At 34.1% G+C, this 20,582-nt stretch carries 19 protein-coding genes and 1 riboswitch; of the genes, 1 reads left to right on the top strand and 18 read right to left on the bottom strand.

What is annotated here, in order from left to right; translation table 11 throughout:
- Positions 1-98: 98 nt before the first annotated feature.
- The 7 genes from AC3E9W_RS05000 to AC3E9W_RS04970 all read right to left on the bottom strand — a co-directional run bounded on the left by AC3E9W_RS05000 (position 99) and on the right by AC3E9W_RS04970 (position 7,846).
- Positions 99-680, bottom strand: coding sequence for a precorrin-2 dehydrogenase/sirohydrochlorin ferrochelatase family protein (locus AC3E9W_RS05000; RefSeq protein WP_488767248.1), 582 nt, complete (start codon positions 678-680; stop codon positions 99-101).
- 48 nt (positions 681-728) lie between these two features.
- Positions 729-1,538 (bottom strand): uroporphyrinogen-III C-methyltransferase, encoded by an 810-nt coding sequence (gene cobA, locus AC3E9W_RS04995; protein WP_488767246.1) that lies wholly within the window; start codon positions 1,536-1,538, stop codon positions 729-731.
- Entirely contained in the window at positions 1,531-3,621 is a 2,091-nt protein-coding gene (locus tag AC3E9W_RS04990) for a nitrite reductase (protein ID WP_488767244.1), read from the bottom strand. Before AC3E9W_RS04990 ends, cobA begins: the two co-directional genes overlap by 8 nt.
- A 67-nt stretch (positions 3,622-3,688) precedes the next feature.
- Positions 3,689-4,933 carry a sulfate adenylyltransferase subunit 1 gene (locus tag AC3E9W_RS04985; RefSeq protein ID WP_488767242.1) on the bottom strand — a complete coding sequence of 415 codons (1,245 nt, stop codon included), beginning with the start codon at positions 4,931-4,933 and terminating at the stop codon, positions 3,689-3,691.
- A gap of 135 nt (positions 4,934-5,068) precedes the next feature.
- Positions 5,069-5,968: a sulfate adenylyltransferase subunit CysD gene (cysD, locus tag AC3E9W_RS04980; protein ID WP_008466601.1), complete on the bottom strand. Its 900-nt coding sequence runs from the start codon at positions 5,966-5,968 to the stop codon at positions 5,069-5,071.
- 239 nt (positions 5,969-6,207) lie between these two features.
- The gene (locus AC3E9W_RS04975; RefSeq protein ID WP_488767240.1) at positions 6,208-6,918 is read right to left on the bottom strand and encodes a phosphoadenylyl-sulfate reductase; all 711 of its coding nucleotides are present in this window, start codon (positions 6,916-6,918) and stop codon (positions 6,208-6,210) included.
- Positions 6,919-6,943: 25 nt separating this feature from the next.
- Positions 6,944-7,846 (bottom strand): sulfite exporter TauE/SafE family protein, encoded by a 903-nt coding sequence (locus tag AC3E9W_RS04970; RefSeq protein ID WP_488767238.1) that lies wholly within the window; start codon positions 7,844-7,846, stop codon positions 6,944-6,946.
- A gap of 310 nt (positions 7,847-8,156) precedes the next feature.
- Between AC3E9W_RS04970 and AC3E9W_RS04965 the strand changes: the two genes are divergently transcribed.
- Positions 8,157-8,939 (top strand): sulfite exporter TauE/SafE family protein, encoded by a 783-nt coding sequence (locus AC3E9W_RS04965; RefSeq protein WP_488767236.1) that lies wholly within the window; start codon positions 8,157-8,159, stop codon positions 8,937-8,939.
- A 167-nt stretch (positions 8,940-9,106) separates the two neighbouring features.
- Here AC3E9W_RS04965 and AC3E9W_RS04960 read toward each other — a convergent pair whose 3' ends face one another.
- The 11 genes from AC3E9W_RS04960 to AC3E9W_RS04910 form a co-directional block, all read right to left on the bottom strand.
- Positions 9,107-9,517 carry an RrF2 family transcriptional regulator gene (locus AC3E9W_RS04960; protein ID WP_125722103.1) on the bottom strand — a complete coding sequence of 137 codons (411 nt, stop codon included), beginning with the start codon at positions 9,515-9,517 and terminating at the stop codon, positions 9,107-9,109.
- Positions 9,518-9,651: 134 nt separating this feature from the next.
- Positions 9,652-10,122, bottom strand: coding sequence for an RDD family protein (locus AC3E9W_RS04955; protein ID WP_488767234.1), 471 nt, complete (start codon positions 10,120-10,122; stop codon positions 9,652-9,654).
- A 93-nt stretch (positions 10,123-10,215) separates the two neighbouring features.
- On the bottom strand, positions 10,216-10,728 hold the full coding sequence (locus tag AC3E9W_RS04950; RefSeq protein ID WP_488767233.1) for an alpha/beta hydrolase: 513 nt from the start codon (positions 10,726-10,728) through the stop codon (positions 10,216-10,218).
- An 80-nt stretch (positions 10,729-10,808) separates the two neighbouring features.
- Entirely contained in the window at positions 10,809-11,981 is a 1,173-nt protein-coding gene (locus AC3E9W_RS04945) for a trans-sulfuration enzyme family protein (RefSeq protein WP_488767232.1), read from the bottom strand.
- Between the two features lie 171 nt (positions 11,982-12,152).
- Entirely contained in the window at positions 12,153-12,581 is a 429-nt protein-coding gene (locus AC3E9W_RS04940; RefSeq protein WP_488767231.1) for an OsmC family protein, read from the bottom strand.
- Between the two features lie 190 nt (positions 12,582-12,771).
- Positions 12,772-15,186 carry a bifunctional aspartate kinase/homoserine dehydrogenase I gene (gene thrA, locus AC3E9W_RS04935; RefSeq protein ID WP_488767230.1) on the bottom strand — a complete coding sequence of 805 codons (2,415 nt, stop codon included), beginning with the start codon at positions 15,184-15,186 and terminating at the stop codon, positions 12,772-12,774.
- A gap of 1 nt (position 15,187) precedes the next feature.
- The gene (locus AC3E9W_RS04930) at positions 15,188-16,177 is read right to left on the bottom strand and encodes an alpha/beta fold hydrolase (RefSeq protein ID WP_488767228.1); all 990 of its coding nucleotides are present in this window, start codon (positions 16,175-16,177) and stop codon (positions 15,188-15,190) included.
- A gap of 71 nt (positions 16,178-16,248) precedes the next feature.
- Positions 16,249-16,356: riboswitch (SAM riboswitch) on the bottom strand.
- A 190-nt stretch (positions 16,357-16,546) separates the two neighbouring features.
- On the bottom strand, positions 16,547-16,747 hold the full coding sequence (locus AC3E9W_RS04925) for a hypothetical protein (protein WP_306155808.1): 201 nt from the start codon (positions 16,745-16,747) through the stop codon (positions 16,547-16,549).
- 637 nt (positions 16,748-17,384) lie between these two features.
- On the bottom strand, positions 17,385-18,473 hold the full coding sequence (locus AC3E9W_RS04920; RefSeq protein ID WP_488767227.1) for a homoserine dehydrogenase family protein: 1,089 nt from the start codon (positions 18,471-18,473) through the stop codon (positions 17,385-17,387).
- A 299-nt stretch (positions 18,474-18,772) separates the two neighbouring features.
- Positions 18,773-20,077: an O-acetylhomoserine aminocarboxypropyltransferase/cysteine synthase family protein gene (locus AC3E9W_RS04915; RefSeq protein WP_488767225.1), complete on the bottom strand. Its 1,305-nt coding sequence runs from the start codon at positions 20,075-20,077 to the stop codon at positions 18,773-18,775.
- Positions 20,078-20,123: 46 nt separating this feature from the next.
- Positions 20,124-20,321 (bottom strand): hypothetical protein, encoded by a 198-nt coding sequence (locus tag AC3E9W_RS04910; RefSeq protein ID WP_488767223.1) that lies wholly within the window; start codon positions 20,319-20,321, stop codon positions 20,124-20,126.
- Positions 20,322-20,582 lie beyond the last annotated feature (261 nt).

The following is a 20,582-nucleotide window of genomic DNA, read 5'->3' as shown; positions in this document are numbered from 1 at the left end:
CATCGGGTTAAAACCCGACGATACAAAATTGTCCGTTCCTTCGCATCCTCGGGTTAAAACCCGAGGCTACAAAATTGGTCGTTCCTCTGGAACTTTTTTTATTCTTTATTTTTTAATGAAGAAGTGATCTCATTCATTCGTTTAACCTTCTCTTCAAAATTACCTTTGAGCGTTTTTCGGTATTCGTTCAGGTTCTCAACCATTTGATTGATGTCTTCCGGAATTACTTCTTCGAAAAACTCACGAAGCCTTTTGGCTGTTGTAGGTGATTTTCCGTTGGTCGAAATGGCAATTTTTACATTTCCTTTTGTTACGATTCCGCCCAAATAATAATCGCATAAATCTGGTGTGTCGGCAATATTGCAAATCAAATAACGCTTTCTGGCCAAGTCGTACACTCTTTTATTTACTTCAAGATTGTCTGTACAAGCAATTACCATGTGGCGCTTTTTGAGCATTTTCTTTTTAAACTTCGATTTTGTCAATTTTATCGAAGGATGCTGCTCTGCGAGAACTTTTATTTCTAAATGAAATTCTTTTGCTACTACCTCAACATTTGCATTCGGACTTGATTTCAGCAAGAAAGAAAGCTTTTCCAGACCTACATTTCCACCGCCTACAATTAGCGCATTTAAATTGTGAAGCTTTAGAAATATTGGATATAATTCGTTTTGTTCCATTTTAATTTATTTTCATCTAATCAAAATTAGATGATTTTATTCAATCAATCATTTTTTACCAACGAATTGGTTCTGACGGAACATTTTATCTAACTCTTTTTTTTGACAAAATTCTTCGTAAAATCCTTTTAATTTAGTGCTTTCGCGAACAACCTCGCCTAAAACGATAATTGCTGGAGAACCTAGTTCTTTTTCTTTTACGATCTCCAAAATCGAATCGACTTTTCCTACGCCGACTTTTTCTTCATCTGTAGTTCCGTTTTGGATAATGGCAACGGGCAGATTTCCTTTATTTTCTTTTTGAAACAAATCGATAATCTGAGGCAGTTTATGCATTCCCATTAAGATTACAACGGTTGCTGAAGATTGCGCGGCCAAAGCTACATCTGAAGATAATTTTCTGTCAGATGTTGTACCTGTAATGGCCCAAAAGCTTTCTGAAACGCCTCTTTTTGTAATTGAAATTCCCTGACTTGCGGGAACTGCGATTACAGATGAAATTCCTGGAATAACAATTGTTTCAATTCCGAAACTTTCTGCAAATTCCACTTCTTCGCTTCCTCTTCCAAAAATAAATGGGTCACCGCCTTTTAGTCGGACTACATTTCCATACGTCAATGCATTATCAACAATCAATTGATTGATTTGATCTTGCGTGTAAGCATGATTTCCGATTCTTTTTCCAACAAAAATTCTGATGGCATTTTTAGGCGCGTAATTCAGAATTTCTTCGTTGGCTAAGGCATCGTATAAAACCACATTAGCTTCAGCCAGTGCCTTTACAGCTTTCAGCGTCAGTAAATCGGGATCGCCCGGACCTGCACCGACTAAAGTTACTTTCGGTTTTATATTATGCATTTGCTAATTCTTGTGCTCTGAAAGTTTCGATTTTATCAAAGAAAACTATTGCCTGAGCAATGTAATCTTTAGCGAAAGCTTCAGATGGTTCGTTTTTATTGATTTGGTAAACCAAGTCTTTAAAAGTTGAATTCAATTCGATTTTATTTGTATTAATAAAAACAGTGTCAAACAAATCAACGATTCCTGCATGGTGATTTGTTTTTTGGTTTTCTGCCAATAACAATGCTTTTGCACCGTTTACAAATCCTGCATAAGCGTGATAAATTGCATCTGACCATTTTTGGCTGTCGAAAGCTTCTTGTGCAAAAGTGATTTTTTCTTTGGCTTCTAACAATAAAGTCGCCACTAAATCGATCACAACACCTGCACATTCTCCAACTCCAACTGCTTTTACATAATTATCCGCATTACCCCAATCTACAAAATCAGCTTCTGTTAAATTGGTTACATCAGATAATGGTTTTAAGATTTCGTAGAAGTATTTCTCTCCTTTTGCATCGTAATAGTTCAGGAATTTTTCTCCATTTGCGTTAGCGTCAAAATCATTTAAGATCGTACGCAAAGCTTCTGGTCCTCTACGGCTTGGAATTTTAATTACTTTATCAGCAAAACGTCCTTCTCCGTTTCCTAATCTTCCTCCACCCAATAAAACTTGTAGCGCTGGTGCAACTAATTTTCCTGAGTTGATAGACATTCCTTGAAATCCGATTGCAGACATATTATGTTGTCCGCAAGCATTCATACAGCCCGAAATTTTGATTTCGATTTCGCGGTTGTTTAAATATTGAGGATATTCTGCACTTAAAACTCTTTCTAATTCTTCGGCAATACCCGTACTGCTCGCAATCCCCAAGTTGCAAGTATCTGTACCAGGACATGCCGTAATATCTCCAACTGAATTATATCCTAAATGAACAAAGTCTAATTTGGCTAATTCTTGATAAAAGAATGGTAAATTCTCTTCTTTTACGTGACGTATTACAATATTTTGACGCAATGAAAAACGTAATTCGTTTGCTGCGTAATTTTTAATTAAATCTGCTAATAATCTCGCTTTATCAGTATAAAAATCTCCTAATAAAACTTTGATTCCGATAGCATAATATCCTTCTTGTTTTTGTGCAATTACATTTGATTTTTTCCAAGCTTCATAAGCTGCTGTATCTTCGATTGTAACTTGTGGCACTTCTAAAACAGGTTCTGGAATTGGTCCGTCAAAAGCAGTTGTGTCGATTTCGTATGTTTCAAAAGCGATTGCTTTTTTCTCTTTTTCAACCAAATCAAGGAAAGCATCTTTCCCCATTTCTTTGATTAAGAATTTCATACGTGCTTTCATTCTTTTTGCACGTTCTCCATAACGATCAAAAATTCTGATGATTCCTTCTGCTGTTGGAATGATTTCGTTTACTGGAATAAATTCCGAAAGTAATTCTGCATGTGCAGGTTGAGATCCTAAACCTCCACCAAAAACTACTTTAAATCCTTTTTGTCCATCTTTAATTTTTGGAATAAATCCTAAATCGTGTAAATAACTCAACGCTGTATCTTCGTCTGAAGAAGAGAACGAAATTTTAAATTTACGTCCCATTTCCTGACAGATTGGGTTTCTTAAAAGGTATTGAAACAAACCGTGTGCATAAGGCGAAACATCAAATGGTTCGTTTACGTCTACACCAGCTAATTCGCTTCCTGTAATATTTCTAACAGTATTACCACAAGCTTCACGCAAAGTGATATCATCTTTTGCTAACTCTGACCAAAGTTCAGGCGTTCTGTCTAAGCTCACATAGTGAATCTGAATATCCTGACGAGTTGTAATATGCAGACGTCCTGTAGAATATTTATCTGATACTTCAGTAATTCTTCTCAATTGCTCGCTGGTCACTTTACCATAAGGCAATTTGATACGAATCATCTGAACGCCTTCCTGACGCTGACCGTAAATTCCACGTGCTAAACGAAGACTACGAAAACGCTCATCATCAATTTTTCCTCCGCGGAATAAGTGAATCTTTTTTTCTAATTCGATAATCTCCTTCTGAACTACCGGATTTTCTATTTCTGTTCTAAAACTTTCCATTTCTTTCTTGTTTTTGGTTTATTGTTGGTCGTTTATTGTTGGTTTCTAAAAAACCATAAACCATCAACTATTTAATAAATCCAACTCCTGCTGTGGTATTGGTAGCGGTATCAATTAAGATAAAAGCGCCGTTTGATTTATTTTCGTTATAAGAATCAAAATACAATGGTTTGCTTAATTTGATTGTTACTTCTCCAATCTCGTTTATTGCTAATTGTGAAGCTTCAGTCGTTCCAGAATAATCTGTTGCAATTGTATTTTTAATGCTTTCTACTTTTGCTAAAACTCTGTTTGTGTTATGCTGAACTAAATATTTTGTTCCTGCAACCAGTTTTTTACTGTCCATCCAACAGATCGTTGTTGTAATATCTTTTTCAATTTTTGGAAGTTCAGATGATTTTACAATCATATCACCTCTCGTTACATTGATATCATTTTCTAATTCGATTGTAACTGAAGAACCTGCTGTAGCTTCATCAAATGATTTATCGAAAAAGTGAATTTTAGAAACTTTTGATTCTGTTAATGAAGGAAGAACTGTTACAGCATCTCCAACTTTAATTGAGTTTCCGTATAATTTTCCTGCGTATCCTCTAAAATCGTGGTATTCGTCAGTTTTTGGACGAATAACCGTCTGAACTGGGAAACGTGCTTTTCCTGCTTCGTAAACATCATGAGAATGCAATCCTTCTAAATGTTCTAAAACAGTTTGTCCGTCATACCAAAGCATATTTTCCGATTTGTCCACAACGTTTCCTCCGTTGATTGCACTTAATGGAATGTAACTTACGTTTTGTTCTTTATACGTACTTTTTGCATTTAATGCTTCGAAATCGGCTTTGATTTTATTGAAAACTTCTTCAGAATAATCTACTAAGTCCATTTTGTTGATGGCAACGATTACTTCTTTTACTCTCAATAAATTATTGATAAAAAAGTGACGGTAAGTTTGCTCGATAACTCCTTTTCTAGCATCAATCAAAATGATAGAAACCTGAGAAGTTGAAGCTCCTGTAACCATGTTTCTTGTATATTCTACGTGACCTGGAGTATCGGCAATGATGTAACTTTTCTTTGCTGTAGAAAAATAAATGTGTGCAACGTCAATCGTAATTCCTTGCTCTCTTTCTGCTACCAATCCGTCTGTTGCAAGCGAAAAGTCAAGATAATCGTATCCTTTTTGTTTACTGCTTTTCTCGATTGCTTCAATTTTATCTGTTGTCAATGATTTTGTATCGTACAATAATCTTCCGATCAAAGTACTTTTTCCGTCATCTACACTTCCTGCTGTTGCTATTTTTAAAACGTCCATTCTGTAATATTTTGTTTCAGGTTTAAAAATTTTGTTTCAAGTTTAATGTTTCAAGTTATTGGAACACTTACACAAAATTTTAAATCTTAGTTTTTTTTGAAATTTTTAATTTTTAATTCTAAATTTTTAATTGAATTAAAAGTATCCTTGTTGTTTTCTTTTCTCCATTGCAGCTTCAGAACGTTTGTCGTCGATTCTGGCTCCTCTTTCAGAAATGGTTGAACTTCTTATTTCACCCACAACTTCTTCGATTGTTGCTGCGTAAGACTCAACAGCTGCTGTACAACTCATATCTCCAACGGTTCTAAAACGAACAATTCTTTCTTCGATTTGTTCGTCTTCTTCTTGGTACACAAAAGGAGAATGCGACCAGATTAAACCGTCTCTCAAAAAAACTTTTCTTTTATGTGAGAAATAGATTGACGGAATCTCGATTTTTTCTTTTTCGATATAACTCCAAACATCTAATTCTGTCCAGTTTGAAATTGGGAAAACACGAACGTTTTGACCGTTTTCGATTTTTCCATTCAAAATATCAAACAACTCAGGTCTCTGATTTTTTTCGTCCCACTGTCCAAAATCATCACGAACAGAGAAAATACGTTCTTTAGCTCTTGCTTTTTCTTCATCACGACGCGCACCACCAATACAAGCATCAAATTTGAATTCTTCAATGGCATCTAAAAGTGTTGTAGTCTGTAAGCTGTTACGGCTTGAATATTTTCCAGTTTCTTCCACCACTTTTCCTTCATCAATAGCATCCTGAACATTACGAACGATCAACTCTAAACCTAATTCTTCTACCAATTTATCTCTGAAAGCAATTGTTTCAGGGAAATTGTGTCCCGTATCAACGTGTAATAGAGGAAACGGAATTTTAGCAGGGAAAAATGCTTTTTGCGCTAAACGCACCAATGTAATAGAATCTTTTCCTCCTGAGAAAAGTAAAACCGGTTTGTCAAACTGTGAAATTACTTCTCTGAAAATGTATATCGCTTCACTCTCTAAAGCGTTTGTTTTTAATACTGAACTCATTATTGTTGTTATTTTTTTGTTTCAAGTTTAAGGTTTCAAGTTGCTGGAATCTTAAACTCGTTATTCTATTCTTATTAATTATTCAACGGAATAAAATCCGTTTTTGCGATTTCTTTGACGTCTCCCCGGATTAAAATCCGGCGCTACAATATGGATCGTTCCTCCGGAACTTTAAATAGAGTAGGTTTTCTTAATACTTAATTCTATTCTCTTTATTCTATTTTCTATTCTCTCTGCAGTTACTCTTTTTTTGCACCATGTAAACCGCACTCTTTATGGCTTGACTCCCACCACCATCTTCCGGCTCTGATATCTTCTCCTGGAAAAATTGCCCTTGTACAAGGCGCACATCCGATACTTACGAAACCTTGTTTGTGTAAAGCATTTTGCGGAACATTATTTTCTGAAAGATAGGTTTCAACTTCTTCTAAAGTCCATTTTAGCAATGGATTGAATTTGATGATTTCGAAACCTCCGTCGTATTCAAATAAATGCAAATCGCTTCTGTTTTCTGATTGTTCGGCTCTTAAACCTGTAATCCAAACTGAATTCCCTGCCAAAGCTTTTCTTAACGGAACCACTTTTCGAATGAAACAGCATTCTTTTCTATTTTCAACCGAATCGTAAAAACTATTCGGTCCTTTTGTCTGAAGCAGATTTTCTACTGATGCCGCTTCTGGGAAAAAGACTTCGATTGGTCTTTTGTATTTTTTTAATGTTTTATGAAAAACATCATACGTTTCCTGAAATAATCTTCCGGTATCTAAAGTAAACACGGTAATATCAGTGTTACTTTTTGCAATGAAATCGGTAATTACCTGATCTTCCTGACCAAAAGAAGTCGAAAAAATTACTTTTCCCGGAAACTCATTTGCTAAAAAAACTAAGGTTTCGTCAAGCGAAAGAGCTGCAGTTTTTTCTAATAATTCTTGTACAATACTCGCACTCATAATCTCTCCTTTCTAAAATTATTCTTTAAAATAATTTAGATAATGTTTTTAAACTCAATAATATAATTAGAATCCCAACCGCAACCATCATTGGTTTTCTTTTAATTTTATTTACTAAAAATGCTGCAATCGGTGCTGCAATTACGCCTCCTAAAATCAGCCCGATAATTACCTGCCATCCGTGGATTCCTCCAAAAAGCATGAAAGTGATTCCACTTGCAAACGAAATCGCAAACTCAGCTGCATTAACCGAACCAATAGTATATTTCGGATTTCTTCCTCTTCCTAATAAAGTTGAAGTCACAATTGGTCCCCAGCCTCCGCCGCCAACTGAATCCATAAAACCTCCAAAAACAGCTAAAACGCCTAGTTTTTTGGTTTTCTTTTTTTCAACATTTTTCTTCAACGCTTTTTTGATGATAATTACAGCCAAAACAATCATATAAACTGCAATGAAAGGCTTAATAATATCGCCATCAATTACATCTGACAATAAATAAGCTCCGGTAATCGAACCTAAAACTCCTGGAATCAATAAATGTTTTACCAGTTTTTTGTTGATGTTTCCAAAACGGTGATGCGAAAGTGCCGACGCTCCAGTGGTAAACATTTCTGAAACGTGAACCGCCGTACTGCTTACAACTGGCGGAACTCCATAAGCCAAAAGAAATGATGTTGCAGTTGCTCCATATCCCATTCCTAAAGCTCCGTCTACCAATTGAGCAAAAACACCAATTAAAAAGAACGCTAAAAGACTTTCATCAAATCCCTGAACAAAACCATCCCATGAAAATTCAGCGTGATGATTATAAATTAATGTAGCTACCAAACCTAACAACAAAATTACAGGAATCGCAATCCATAATTTTTCTTTTGATAAAGCATCTGACTTTACCGTCGTGTTGTCTAACTTAAGTTCATTTTCCATATTTTAAGAATTTGTTTTGTTCTTAAAAATCCATTACCCTATCGGCTTAGTAGATTACTTTGCAAATGTACTACATATTTCGAAATATCAAAATAATATATTTACTTTTTTGCATTAGCTATCACCTTATAAACCAAGATAACAGACATTTAAAAAGGAATTAGTAATTAATTTAACAAATATTGTATTGCTTCGTCTTATTTTAACAGCACACCCTATTTTTGTGATTTACAAAAATACACATTTAATCTCTACCAAATCTATAGGATAATTATAAAAATGTTATTATTTTAGCGGCAAATATTTTTTCATGGATTTTCAGATTGGTCTTGTCATTGCAGGTTTAGTGGTTGGTTTTATTGTAGGGTTAACAGGCGTTGGAGGTGGCTCTTTAATGACTCCTATTTTATTATACTTTAATATACCTCCCACAACAGCAGTAGGAACCGATTTACTTTACGCTGCTTTTACTAAAGCTGGTGGAATTTTTGTTCACAACAAAAAAGGCAATATCAACTGGAAAATTACAGGATGGCTTACTTTAGGAAGCGTTCCCGCTGCTTTGCTTACCTTATGGATATTGCATAGCATCAAAACAGATATTGAAACCATCAATCGTGTTATCAAACAAAGTTTAGGCTGGGCATTATTATTTACTTCTGTTGCGATTATTTTCAAGCAAAAATTAATGAAGTTTTCTCAGAAGCACGCTGGTGATAAATTTCATAGTGAAAGTACAACTCAAAATATGCTAACTATTGGAATTGGAGTTTTGCTTGGAGCAACAGTAACTTTAACTTCAATTGGCGCGGGAGCATTAGGAACCGTGACATTATTTTTCCTTTATCCTTTGCTGCCAACTCCTAAATTAGTAGGAACTGAAATCGCACACGCGGTTCCGTTAACTCTAGTTGCGGGAATCGGTCATGCTTCTATGGGAAATTTAGATTTAGGATTACTCGGTCAGTTATTAATGGGATCACTTCCAGGAATCTATATGGGAAGTATGCTTAGCGGAAAAGTGCCTGATCAGTTTCTTAGAAATGCTATTGCAGTAATGCTTTTCCTTGCAGGCTACAAACTGATATTTTAAGGTTTTTTAAACATATAAGTTATATAAGTTCAATTTAGCTTCGGCGCGCTCCTGCAAGGTTTCCAAAACCTTGTAGGTGTAATTTTTAGGAAAATATGATTGAATACCTACAAGGTTTTGGAAACCTTGCAGGACAAATCAAATAAACTTATATGGTTTAAAAAAAATTAAAAAGCGATATCTGCAAGAGAATTGCTTTCTAATATTTTAAGTGTATTGTCGCGTACTTCAGTCATTAATCGACGTGCCGCACAGGTTGTTTCGTCGTCGCAATCGTCACATCTTTCGTAGAAATTATGGCTGGCACAAGGTAAAAGTGCAATTGGACCTTCCAAAATACGGTAGACTTTTGCCATGCTGATATCTTTCGGATCTTTTATTAAGTAGTAACCGCCGCCTTTTCCTTTTTTTGCTCCAAGAAATCCAGAATTTCTTAGAAGAAGCAAAATACTTTCTAAAAATTTAATCGAAATATGTTCGCTTTTTGCAATTTCTGCAATTTGTACCGGTTCGTTATTTTCACGTCTCGCTAAATAAGTTAAAGCTTTAATTCCGTATTTTGTTTTCTTTGAAAGCACGTACTAGATTTTAGATTTTAGAATGTAGATTTTAGATTACACTGTTATCATCACTCTAAATTTTATTAGAAAACAAAAGTATGCTTTTTGTTTGAACTTTCACATAAGAAGAAAGTTAAATTCTACTAAACCTATCAGATTAATTCTTTTTCTCCAATCAAATCTACAGAATAAAAAATTTCCAGATCTGATTCTAAACCTTTTCTGTTGACAACATAAGTTTTAGAAAAAGAGTCATGCCAAAATTTACCAGATTTACCTAAAAATGACACTATATCAAAAGGAATCAAACGGCATAACGTTCTAATAATGATCTTACCTAAATTTGGTTTCACACCACTTTCTGTAACAACTACAATACCTGTAGCAAATTTGCCCATGGTCGCTCCAAAAAAAGATTCCATAAACAAATAATTAAGCATTAAAAAAGTAAATAATGCCAAGTAAGGGGAATTGGTAACAAATCTTCCCCAAACAGAGTATATATCCCAATTAAAGATATTCCCGATTATTACAATAATAAGACTAGAAACAAAAATTGAAATAAAAACAAAGATAAAATCAACAATACCACTTTCAAAACGCTTTCTGTCTGAAGCAAGCAACTTTTTATCAAGAATGTAAGTTCGACCACTCATAAATTTGTTTATATTAAAAATTTTCTGTCTGAAACAAAAGTATATCTTTTGCAGAATTAATTATAAAAAATTACTGCAAATTAGAAAAGCGTTTTCTTTTTCTTGATACAAAAGATGATCCTGATTTTCAATAATCTGATTTGAAATTTTCAAATCCCAAAACCAACTATGATTTGGAACATTTAAATCTCTATCCCCAAAATATAATCTTATTTCACAATTTGGAACTTCAGTTTCAAAACGCAATCTTGTCGAAGAAACAGCAACTAATTGTTTAGTTTTTAATCCTTTTAGAGAAGCTTTCCACGCAATTGTTCCTCCAATACTAAAACCTAAAACAATTACTTCTTCTTTTTCAAAACTTAATAAACTATTTACTGCTTTTTCAATTCCTCCATTTACAAATTGATTATGAATTTCCTCTTCATTATTTGATGAATCAATCTGAGCTAATTTTAAAACATTGTAATATCGGATGTCATATTTAGATTCTAAAATTTTGATATAGTATTGAATCCATTCCGGATTGCCTCCAAATAAATCTGACAGTAAAAGCAATCTTGGCTTTGACATAATTTACATTTTATTGAAAAGTTAATATACTAAAAAAGGGCTATTAAATAGCCCTTTCAAAATTTTATATAATATTATAGTTAATCCAATGCTTGCTTCAAATCTGCAATTACATCTTCTACCGTTTCTAAACCAACAGAAACACGAACCAAACCTTGCGTGATTCCAACTGCTAATTGATCTTCTTCAGATAATTTGCTGTGTGTTGTTGATGCAGGATGCGTTACAATCGTTTTTACATCGCCAATATTAGCAGAAAGCGAACATAATTTAATCTTGTTCAAAAATTTTCTTCCTGCTTCCAGGCCGCCTTTAATTTCAATCGCAATAATGTTACCACCTGAACGCATTTGCTTTTTGGCAATTTCATATTTTGGATGCGATTTTAAAAAAGGATATTTTACACTGTTTACATTTGGATGACTCTCTAAAAACTCGGCTACTTTTAAAGCATTTTCGCAATGTCTATCCACACGAACAGCCAAAGTTTCTAAACTTTTTGACAACACCCATGCATTAAATGGCGACATTGCCGGCCCTGTATTTCTTGAAAACAAATAGATTTGACGAATCAGCTCTGCGTCTCCAACTGCAACTCCTCCTAAAACACGACCTTGACCGTCCATTAATTTTGTTGCAGAATGCACTACGATATGCGCACCGTATTTAATAGGCTGCTGAATGTAAGGCGTTGCAAAACAGTTGTCAATTATTAAAATCAAATTGTGCTTTTTTGCAATTTGCCCCAAAAGTTCCAAATCAATTACATCTACACCTGGATTTGTAGGCGTTTCAGCATATAAGATTTTAGTATTTGGCTTAATAAAACTCTCAATTGTTTCTGGTTTATTGATATCAAAATACGAAGTTTCGATTTTCCATTTTGGAAAATAGGTCATAAACAAAGCGTGAGTCGAACCAAAAACACTTCCTGCAGAAACAATATGATCTCCAGATTCTAATAAAGCTGCAAAAGTCGAATAGATTGCAGCCATTCCGGTTGCAAAAGCGTAACCCGCTTCGGCGCCTTCCATCGCACAAACTTTATCTACAAATTCTGTTGTGTTTGGATTGCTAAAACGAGAATAAATATTACGAACTTTTTCTTCTGTAAAAGAAGCTCTCATATCCTCTGCATCTTCAAATATAAAGCTTGATGATAAGTACAAAGGAGTTGAATGTTCCTGAAATTGTGTTTTTTCTAAATGTGTTCTGATGGCTTGTGTTTCAAAACCAAGATCTTCTATATTCATTGTGTTGTTATTTTATTTTTAACACGAATTGCACAGATTTGCACGAATTCGTTTTCTTGTAAATTTCACAAAGATTCACAAAGCGAAACACGAAGGTTCACAAAGGCTGAATGTGAATTTTTAATAAGTCCTAAAAGAATTATCTAATTATCAAATTGACTAATTCTCTAATTAACTTAATTCTTCGTTGTTTAAAACCACTTTATATTTAATTGTTGCTGTTGGCTCAACTGTTTTAGCAACAGAACAGTATTTCTCGAAAGAAAGCTGTGCCGCTTTTTTTGCTTTTTCTGGATTGATTTCTCCTTCTAAATAAAAAACCACATCGATTTCTTTAAAAGGTTTTGCCTCTTCAATTTGCACACGTGTACCTTCAACCTCAGCGTTAAAAGAAGTAATTTCCTGACGCTGTTTTTTCAAGATTGAAATCATATCGATAGCGCTGCAGCCTGCAACTCCCATTAATACTAATTCCATTGGACTTGCGCCTAAATCGCTTCCGCCAAATTCGGCTCTGCTGTCAACGTCAACTACGTGTCCGCGTTCATTTTTTACTTTAAAATGAAATGCGTCGTTTACTCTGTTTAAGGTTACTTTCATTGTGTTGTTATTTTTTTTGTTTTGTTGTTTATTTTTATGTTTTGTCATTACGAGGAACGAAGCAACCTCACTAACAATTACACAAAGCTTAATTTTGCAAATGTGATTGCTTCGTTCCTCGCAATGATAAACTGGATCGAGTCTAGAGAGAAAATAATCTAAAATCTACCCTCTAAAATCTAAAATCAAATTACCCTTTATCAGACAATCTCAAAATATCTCCGAAAACTCCTCTTGCGGTTACCGCAGAACCCGCACCGGCTCCTTGAATAACGATCGGACGATCTCCGTACGATTCTGTGTAAATTTCGAAGAAAGAATCAGAACCTTTTAATCCGCCCAGTGCAGTGTCTGAAGGAACTGAAACTAATTTTACTTCTAGATTTCCTTTGTCATTCTGCAAATCTCCAGACAATTCACCAATGTATCTTAAAACATGATTTGGCTGCTGTTCTGCTTTTATTTTAGCATAAATTGGATCAAATTCTTTCAATTTCGTCAAGAAATCGGCTGCACTTCCTTCACGCAAGTGATCTGGAATTAGGTTTTGAATTGAGATTTCTTCAAATTCATTTTGCAAATCCAATTCTCTAGCCAAAATCAATAATTTTCTTCCCACATCATTTCCGCATAAATCCTCACGCGGATCTGGTTCTGTATACCCGTTATCAATTGCTTCCTGCAAGATTTCGCTGAAAGGCGCATCTTTTGCAGAGAAATTATTAAATAAATAACTTAATGTTCCTGAGAAAACTCCTTTAATTTTTGTGATATTTTCTCCTGAAAGGTGTAATAATTTAATGGTATCAATTAATGGCAAACCTGCACCAACATTGGTTTCGTATAAATAATTCTTCTGGTTTTCAGCCAAAGCTTTTCTCAGTTCTTTATAAAAACCATAGCTTAATGTATTAGCCACTTTATTAGAAGAAATCAAATCGAAACTGCTTTCTACAAGCGGAATATAATTTTCTACAAAAGCTGCACTTGCCGTGTTATCAATTGCAATTAAGTTTTCTAAATGATGCTCATTCGCGTAAGCGATAATATCTTTTATCGTATAAGCTTCACCTTTTGTGTCAATATCGTTTTTCCAATTGTTGGTAACGCCATATTTATTCAAAAGCAGTTTTTTAGAATTCGCTATAGCGAAAACATTCAGCTTAATATCTTTACGTTTTTCAATTGCAGAAGCCGATTCTAAAATCTGATTAATCAAAGTTCCTCCAACTAATCCGTGACCGAAAATCGCGATGTTGATCTTTTTAGAAACACCAAAAATCTCTCCGTGAATTACGTTTAATGCTTTGTTTAATTCTTCTTTTTTAACAACCAAACTCACGTTTTTACCCGTAACTGTGTTGTTGAATAAAATCGGAACAATTTTGTTTTTGATTAAAGCTGTATACGGCTTGTGGAAAGTACTCAAATCCTGACCAATAATCGAAATTACCGATACATTGTCTGTAACCGTAATCTGATTAACATCTTTAGAATAAAAGTCATTTTCAAATTCTTTTTCTAACTCTACAACTGCAGTTGTTGCTTTATCAGTTGCAACCACCAATCCGATTCCTCTTTCTGAAGAACCTTGCGAAATGATACTTACACTGATATTGTGATCGCCCATTACTTTAAAAATTCGGGCATCAACCCCAGCTTTTCCAAGTAATCCGCGTCCTTCAAGATTTACAAGAGAAACATTTTCTAAAACAGAAAGTGTTTTAATTCCTTCTTTAGAAGAATCTGAAGTGATTAAAGTTCCTCTATTTTCGTGGTTGAATGTATTTAAAATTCGTAACGGAATATTCTTTTCTAACAAAGGAATAATCGTTTTAGCATGAAGAATCGTTGCGCCGAAATTTGCCAGCTCATTTGCTTCATTGAATGATAAATATTCTATTTTCTTAGCATCGGCAACCAAATCAGGATTTGCGGTGTAGATTCCGTCTACGTGCGTGAAGTTTTGTAATTCTTCTGCATTTAAATAATTGGCGATTAACGAAGCGGTATAGTTACTGCCATTTCTACCTAAAGTAGTTGTGTCGTTGTTGTTATTAGATCCAATGAAACCTGTAACTATATTAACCGTTTCTCCGTTATGTTCTTTAAAATAATTGATTACGTTTTTCTTCGAAAGCTGCTCTAAAGGCTGTGCATCACCAAATTTAGAATCTGTTTTCAGCAAATCTCTTGTATCTACGAAATTGGCTGGAATTCCTTTTTCCAATAAAATAGCTGTCAATAATTTAGCCGAAAGCAATTCTCCTTTTGACAAAATCTGATCTTTAATTTTTTTGCTGTAATCGCCAATTAAGCTTACTCCTTCAAAAAGTTTATCTAAAATATTGAACTCTTCAGATAAATCAACTTGTGGGTAATCTGATATTTGATATTTTTTAAAATTCTCTAATAATTCTTTATAGCTGCCATTTTTAGCCGCAATGCTTAAGATAAATTCCAGTTCGTCTGTCGCATTTCCACGCGCAGAAACTACAACGGCAATTTTTTCTCCTTGATTTACTTTATCAGAAATGATAGAAACAACCTTGTTAAGTCCTTCTCCGTTTGCTAATGATTTACCTCCAAATTTTAATACTTTCATTTTATTTTTTTATTGTTTCTGCCTTAAAAATGTCGGCAAGTAAATGATCTAATTGTTTGTACTCGATTAAAAAAGCGTCATGTCCGTGAACAGAGACAATTTCGCTGTAGAAAACATTGTCTTTAAACTTCTTCAATTCTTCGTAGGTTTCTACGTTTTCTTTTGCTGTAAAAAACAGATCAGAATTGATTCCGATGATATGAATTGAAGCCGTTGTTTTTGACAATAAGTTTTCAAAACTTTCACTATTTCTCGTAATATCAATTGTTTTAAGCAACTGATTCATTAATTTATAAGAAGAAAGCTGAAATCTTTTCTGCAGTTTTTTTCCGTGGTGCGCCAACCAGCTTTCGATATTAAAAATCAAAAGATCCTGATTGATGGTTCTTTGGAATTTTTCTTTGAATGATTCTGGCGAACGATAACATAACATGGCATGAATTCTCGCATCTTCTATTGGTTTTGAAGAATTATTCAGAATCTGCTCCTGAAGAAAACAATTTGCAATAAGCCAGTCTGTCGATTTCCAGTCACTCGCAATCGGAATAAGGTTTTCTGTAATGTTTGGCGCCAGAGCTAAGATTTCCCAAGCAATTCCACCCCCGACAGAACCTCCGATAACAGCAAAAAGCTTTTCGATATTTAAGGCTTTTACACCCTCAATAAAGATTCTTGCAATGTCTCTGGCTGTAAAGTCAAGATAATTTTCGATTAAAAAAGAATTTGTTCCGTTTCCAGGAATATCAAAGGCTAAAATGGTATAAACAGCAGTGTCAATAGTTTTACCTTCGCCAATTAAGTCATTCCACCAGCCATTTTCGCCAGTAACTTGTGAGTTTCCTGTCAAGGCATGATTAACCAAAACAATAGGCGCACTGTGCAGCGGCTGGCCAGACAGTGTAAAACTTAACGGTATAGAATGATAATTTGCACCACTTTCTGTGATGAAATCTTGAATTATAATGGGATTTGGTCTATTTTCCAATTTCAAATCTGTTGTATTATGATTTGTATATGGAAATATTAGAAAGAAAAAACTAGTCTAAACTAGAAAAATTCTGATTGTTATCTTTCCACGTTGGGCGTGGTAGAATGCAGCACCTTCTTCGAATTAACGAAGGGTTGCTAAGGATTCATCGGGTCTAATCCCTCGTCCTTTCTTTATAACATTTCAATACTTTTATGAACTTAACGAGTGCAAATTAACTACTAATTTCTTTAACAAACAAATTTAATCTAAAAGTGTTTGTTAAATTTCTGCGACTTACATGAGCAAAAACTATTATACGCAAAAATTTACCGAACAAAAATGCCCAGTAAAATTAAGCAGGTTTTCACCTAGTTTATGATGCTTTTCCGTTTAGATAAAAAGCGTTTCATTTTCTTTTGAATACATCAAAAACAATAAAGAGTTTGGTACTTTTTTAGCAGTACTTTTATCTTCTTCTGTGATTCCGAATCTTGGGTGAGCCAATTCGTTTGTTGGCGGCGGATTGCTATTTTTTGTCCTTCTGTTTTTCAATTTAGAAATTTTTTCTGCGAAGTAGTTCAATTTGCTCATGATATTAAGTTTTAGTTCAGTTGTGTTTTATAATCTTTATTTCTCTTTTATGTTTCTGTTAAATCGCTTTTTGGAATAAAAAAACCCTTTTGGATTTTTAGATACCAAAAGGGTTTAAGTTTTTACACTCATGTATGCTTTTAGTATCAACAGACGTATGCGCAAATAAGCGCGACAGTAAACATCTTGTTCATCTGTAAGGATTTATTCATCTGTGATTTATATTGTATTTTAAAATTCTGCATTTCTTTTAAATTAAAAAGCCTCCTAAAAATTTCTTAGGAGGCTCTTACTATATTATTATTGTATTCTTACAATTTTTTTAAGCAATAGACACCCCAACCTCGGTCTTAACCGAAATGGCACAAAACATTTTGTTGACTTTTAAGTTCATTTGATTTCTAGTAGTTTTTGGGTATAACAAATATGCAAATATTTTTTTTATTACACAAATTAAATTCAAGAATTTAATTACAAAAATCGTTAAAAATCAGTTTTTTAACGATGAAAAACATCTTACAAAAACGAAAACGAAACAATAAAGGTAAAAAACTTACAAAACAAGCCTTTTTTTCTTCATGACTCCAATTGACAAATCAAATTATCAAAGAACCTTTTTCTTTTTTTTATTAAAAATTTACAGCCAGACTGCCTCTTTACTCCTAATTCGCTCTGCAATTTTTAGAATATCGGTTATAATTCCTCTTGAAATTGCTTGCCTGCACGGAGGCGCGCTCTGAATTACAATTGGAATATCACCGTAAGATTTTGTGTAAATTTCAAAAATCGTGTCAGAACCTTTTAATTGTCCAATTGGTGAATTGACTGATTCGGAAATCAATTTGGTTTCTAAAGTTCCTTTTTCCAAATCAAATTCGCCCACATATCGAAGCACATGATCTTCTGCCTGAGTAATTTTGGCAATCTTAAAAGATTTATCGACAGCTTCTTTATTGAGCACACCGTTTTTCTCCAAATGTTCTTCAGTTATAAATGGCTTGATCTTAATATCAGAAAGTTCAAAGTCTTTTCCGATTTCTCTGGCCAATATCAAAAGTTTTCTTGCCGTATCGTTTCCAGATAAATCTTCTTTAAAGTTGGATTTCATTAATCCCAAAAGACTTGCATCTTTTAGAATGGAAGAAAATGAAACATCTTCTATTGAAAATCGATTGAAAACATAACTCAGATTATCTGAAAAAACACCTCGAATCTTTTTGATTTTTTCTCCAGAATAATACAAATCTCTTAAAGTCCGCAAAACTGGAATTCCAGTCTCAACAGAGGTTTCGTAAAGAAATTCTTTGTCGTACTTTTTCAGATTCGATCGAAGTTCTTTATAAAGATCTAACGGAAGTGTATTGGCTTTTTTGTTTACCGCTACAATATTAAATCCGTTTTTGATTAGTGTATTGTAGTGTTTTACCAATTCGTCGCTGGCCGTCGCGTCTACAGCAATTAGGTTTTCGAATTCATTTTCTTGTGCAAACTCGACAATATCTTCTACTTTAAACGGAACTGCCAATTGTCTAAAATTGGTTTCCCACGAATAACCTACGCCTTCTTTTTCGAAGAAAGCGACTGTTGAATTGGTTATAATTGGAAAATGAAAATCGACATTTTTACTTTCAAGAAAAAACTCCTGACTTTCGATAATCTGATTAATCAAAGTGCTTCCGATATTACCAATTCCAAAAAGGACAATATTTATTTTAAGCTTTGACATGATTTTTTATTTTTTTTAAAACCATATAAGTCATATAAGTTCATTTAATATATTTTGTGTATAATTTTGGACATATAACTGTGTGTTTCCACAATTAGACACACTGCGGTGCGTCTCTACAAAAAATGAACTTATATAACTTATATGGTTTATTTAATATATTCCACGTATATAATTTAGACGCACTGCGGTGCGTCTCTACATATATGGTTTAATTTTATAATGATACTTTTCATAAAAAATTACCTTTAGCAAAACCACTCGCTAAAGGCAATCTTTCAAACAAAAAACAAAAAAACCTAATTTTTATTGATGCTGTATTGTGAAAGCTTCACGCTTTCAAAAACTGCTTGCAGATCTGCAATTAAATCTTCGATATCTTCAATTCCAACAGACAGACGAATCAAGTCTTTAGAAACTCCTGTTTCTTCTTGCTCCGCTTCTGTCAATTGCTGATGCGTTGTGCTTGCTGGGTGAATAATCAGTGATTTAGTATCTCCGATATTAGCCAAAAGAGAGAACAATTTTGTTTCGTCTACTACTTTTTTCGCCGCATCAAAACCTCCTTTTAAACCGAAAGTGATAATTCCGCTTTTCCCTTCTGGAAGATATTGATTTGCTAAATCGTGATACTTACTAGACTTCAGCCCTGGATAATTTACCCAAACCACCTCATCTTGTTTTTCTAGCCATTCAGCCAGAGCCAAAGCATTTTCGCTGTGTTTCTTAATTCGGATTGGCAGCGTTTCTAATCCTTGAATAATCTGAAAAGCATTAAAAGGACTCAAAGCAGAACCAAAATCACGCAGACCTTCAATTCGGGCTTTTGCAATAAAAGCCGCATTTCCTAAAGCTTCGTGATATACTAATCCGTGGTATCCTGCAGATGGTTCGGTAAATTCAGGGAATTTTCCGTTTGCCCAGTCAAAGTTTCCAGCATCAATGATAACGCCTCCTAATGAAGTTCCGTTTCCAGCGATATATTTTGTTAAGGAGTGAATTACAATATCGGCACCATATTTAATTGGGTTTAATAAATAAGGTGTCGCAACTGTATTGTCTACTATAAATGGCACTTTAAATGCTTTGGCTTCTGCCGAAATTCCTTTCAAATCTAAAACGTCCAATTTTGGGTTTCCTAGAGATTCTACAAAAAAAGCTCTAGTATTTTCTTTTGCTGCTTTAGTAAAGTTTTCTGGTTTTGACGGATCTACAAATGTTGTCGTAATTCCTAATCTTGGCAATGTAACTTTTAATAGATTATAAGTTCCGCCATACAAACTGTTTGACGCTACAATATGATCTCCCGCTTTTAGCAACGTTAAAAAAGTTGTAGAAATTGCCGATGCTCCAGACGCCGTGACCACCGCTCCGATTCCGCCTTCAAGTGCTGCCAATCTTTGTTCCAAGATATCATTGGTTGGGTTATTTAATCTCGTATAAATAAATCCGGCTTCGGCAAGACCAAATAAATTGGCCGCATGATCGGCATTATTAAATACGTATGATGATGTCTGATAAATAGGCACTGCTCTTGTCCCTGAATTTTTAGTAACATCGTGTCCTGCGTGAAGTGCGTTTGTTGCAAATTTTTGTGTGCTCATGATTTCTTAGTTTTTTAGGTATTGTTAATACTTTTATATATTGTAATTAATTGTTGAATTGCGCCTGAACATATAAATCTTCTTCTTCCAGATTGTATAATTGAAGGAGTAAAGAATTCTGATTTTGTAAATATTGATCCTGATTAAATTCTATTGTCTGATCTTCTAAAAAATTATTCTGTTCCTCAGAATTTGTTCTTAATAAGTATTCGTATGCGATTGTATTGATATCTAGTGTTTTCATGATTTTTAATTTTTAAGTATTGAAATAAAAAAAGCCCTTTCGGATGGCTTACCAAAAGGGCTTTATAGTTGAAACTATAACAAAGATTCGATCTTTCACTTTCGGCAACAGCAAGGCGGGATACACATTGGCATCTTACAACACATCATCATTTTATTTGCTGCTGAATTTTTCATATTGTTTTGTTTTTTTATTTCACCATATAAGTGATATAAGTTCATTTGAATTCTGCCTATTAGACGCACTGCGGTGCGTCTCTAC

This window comes from Flavobacterium sp. 38, from assembly GCF_057799715.1.
Note: the sequence above shows the minus strand (reverse complement) of the source record. Positions and strands in the feature narration are given on the sequence as shown.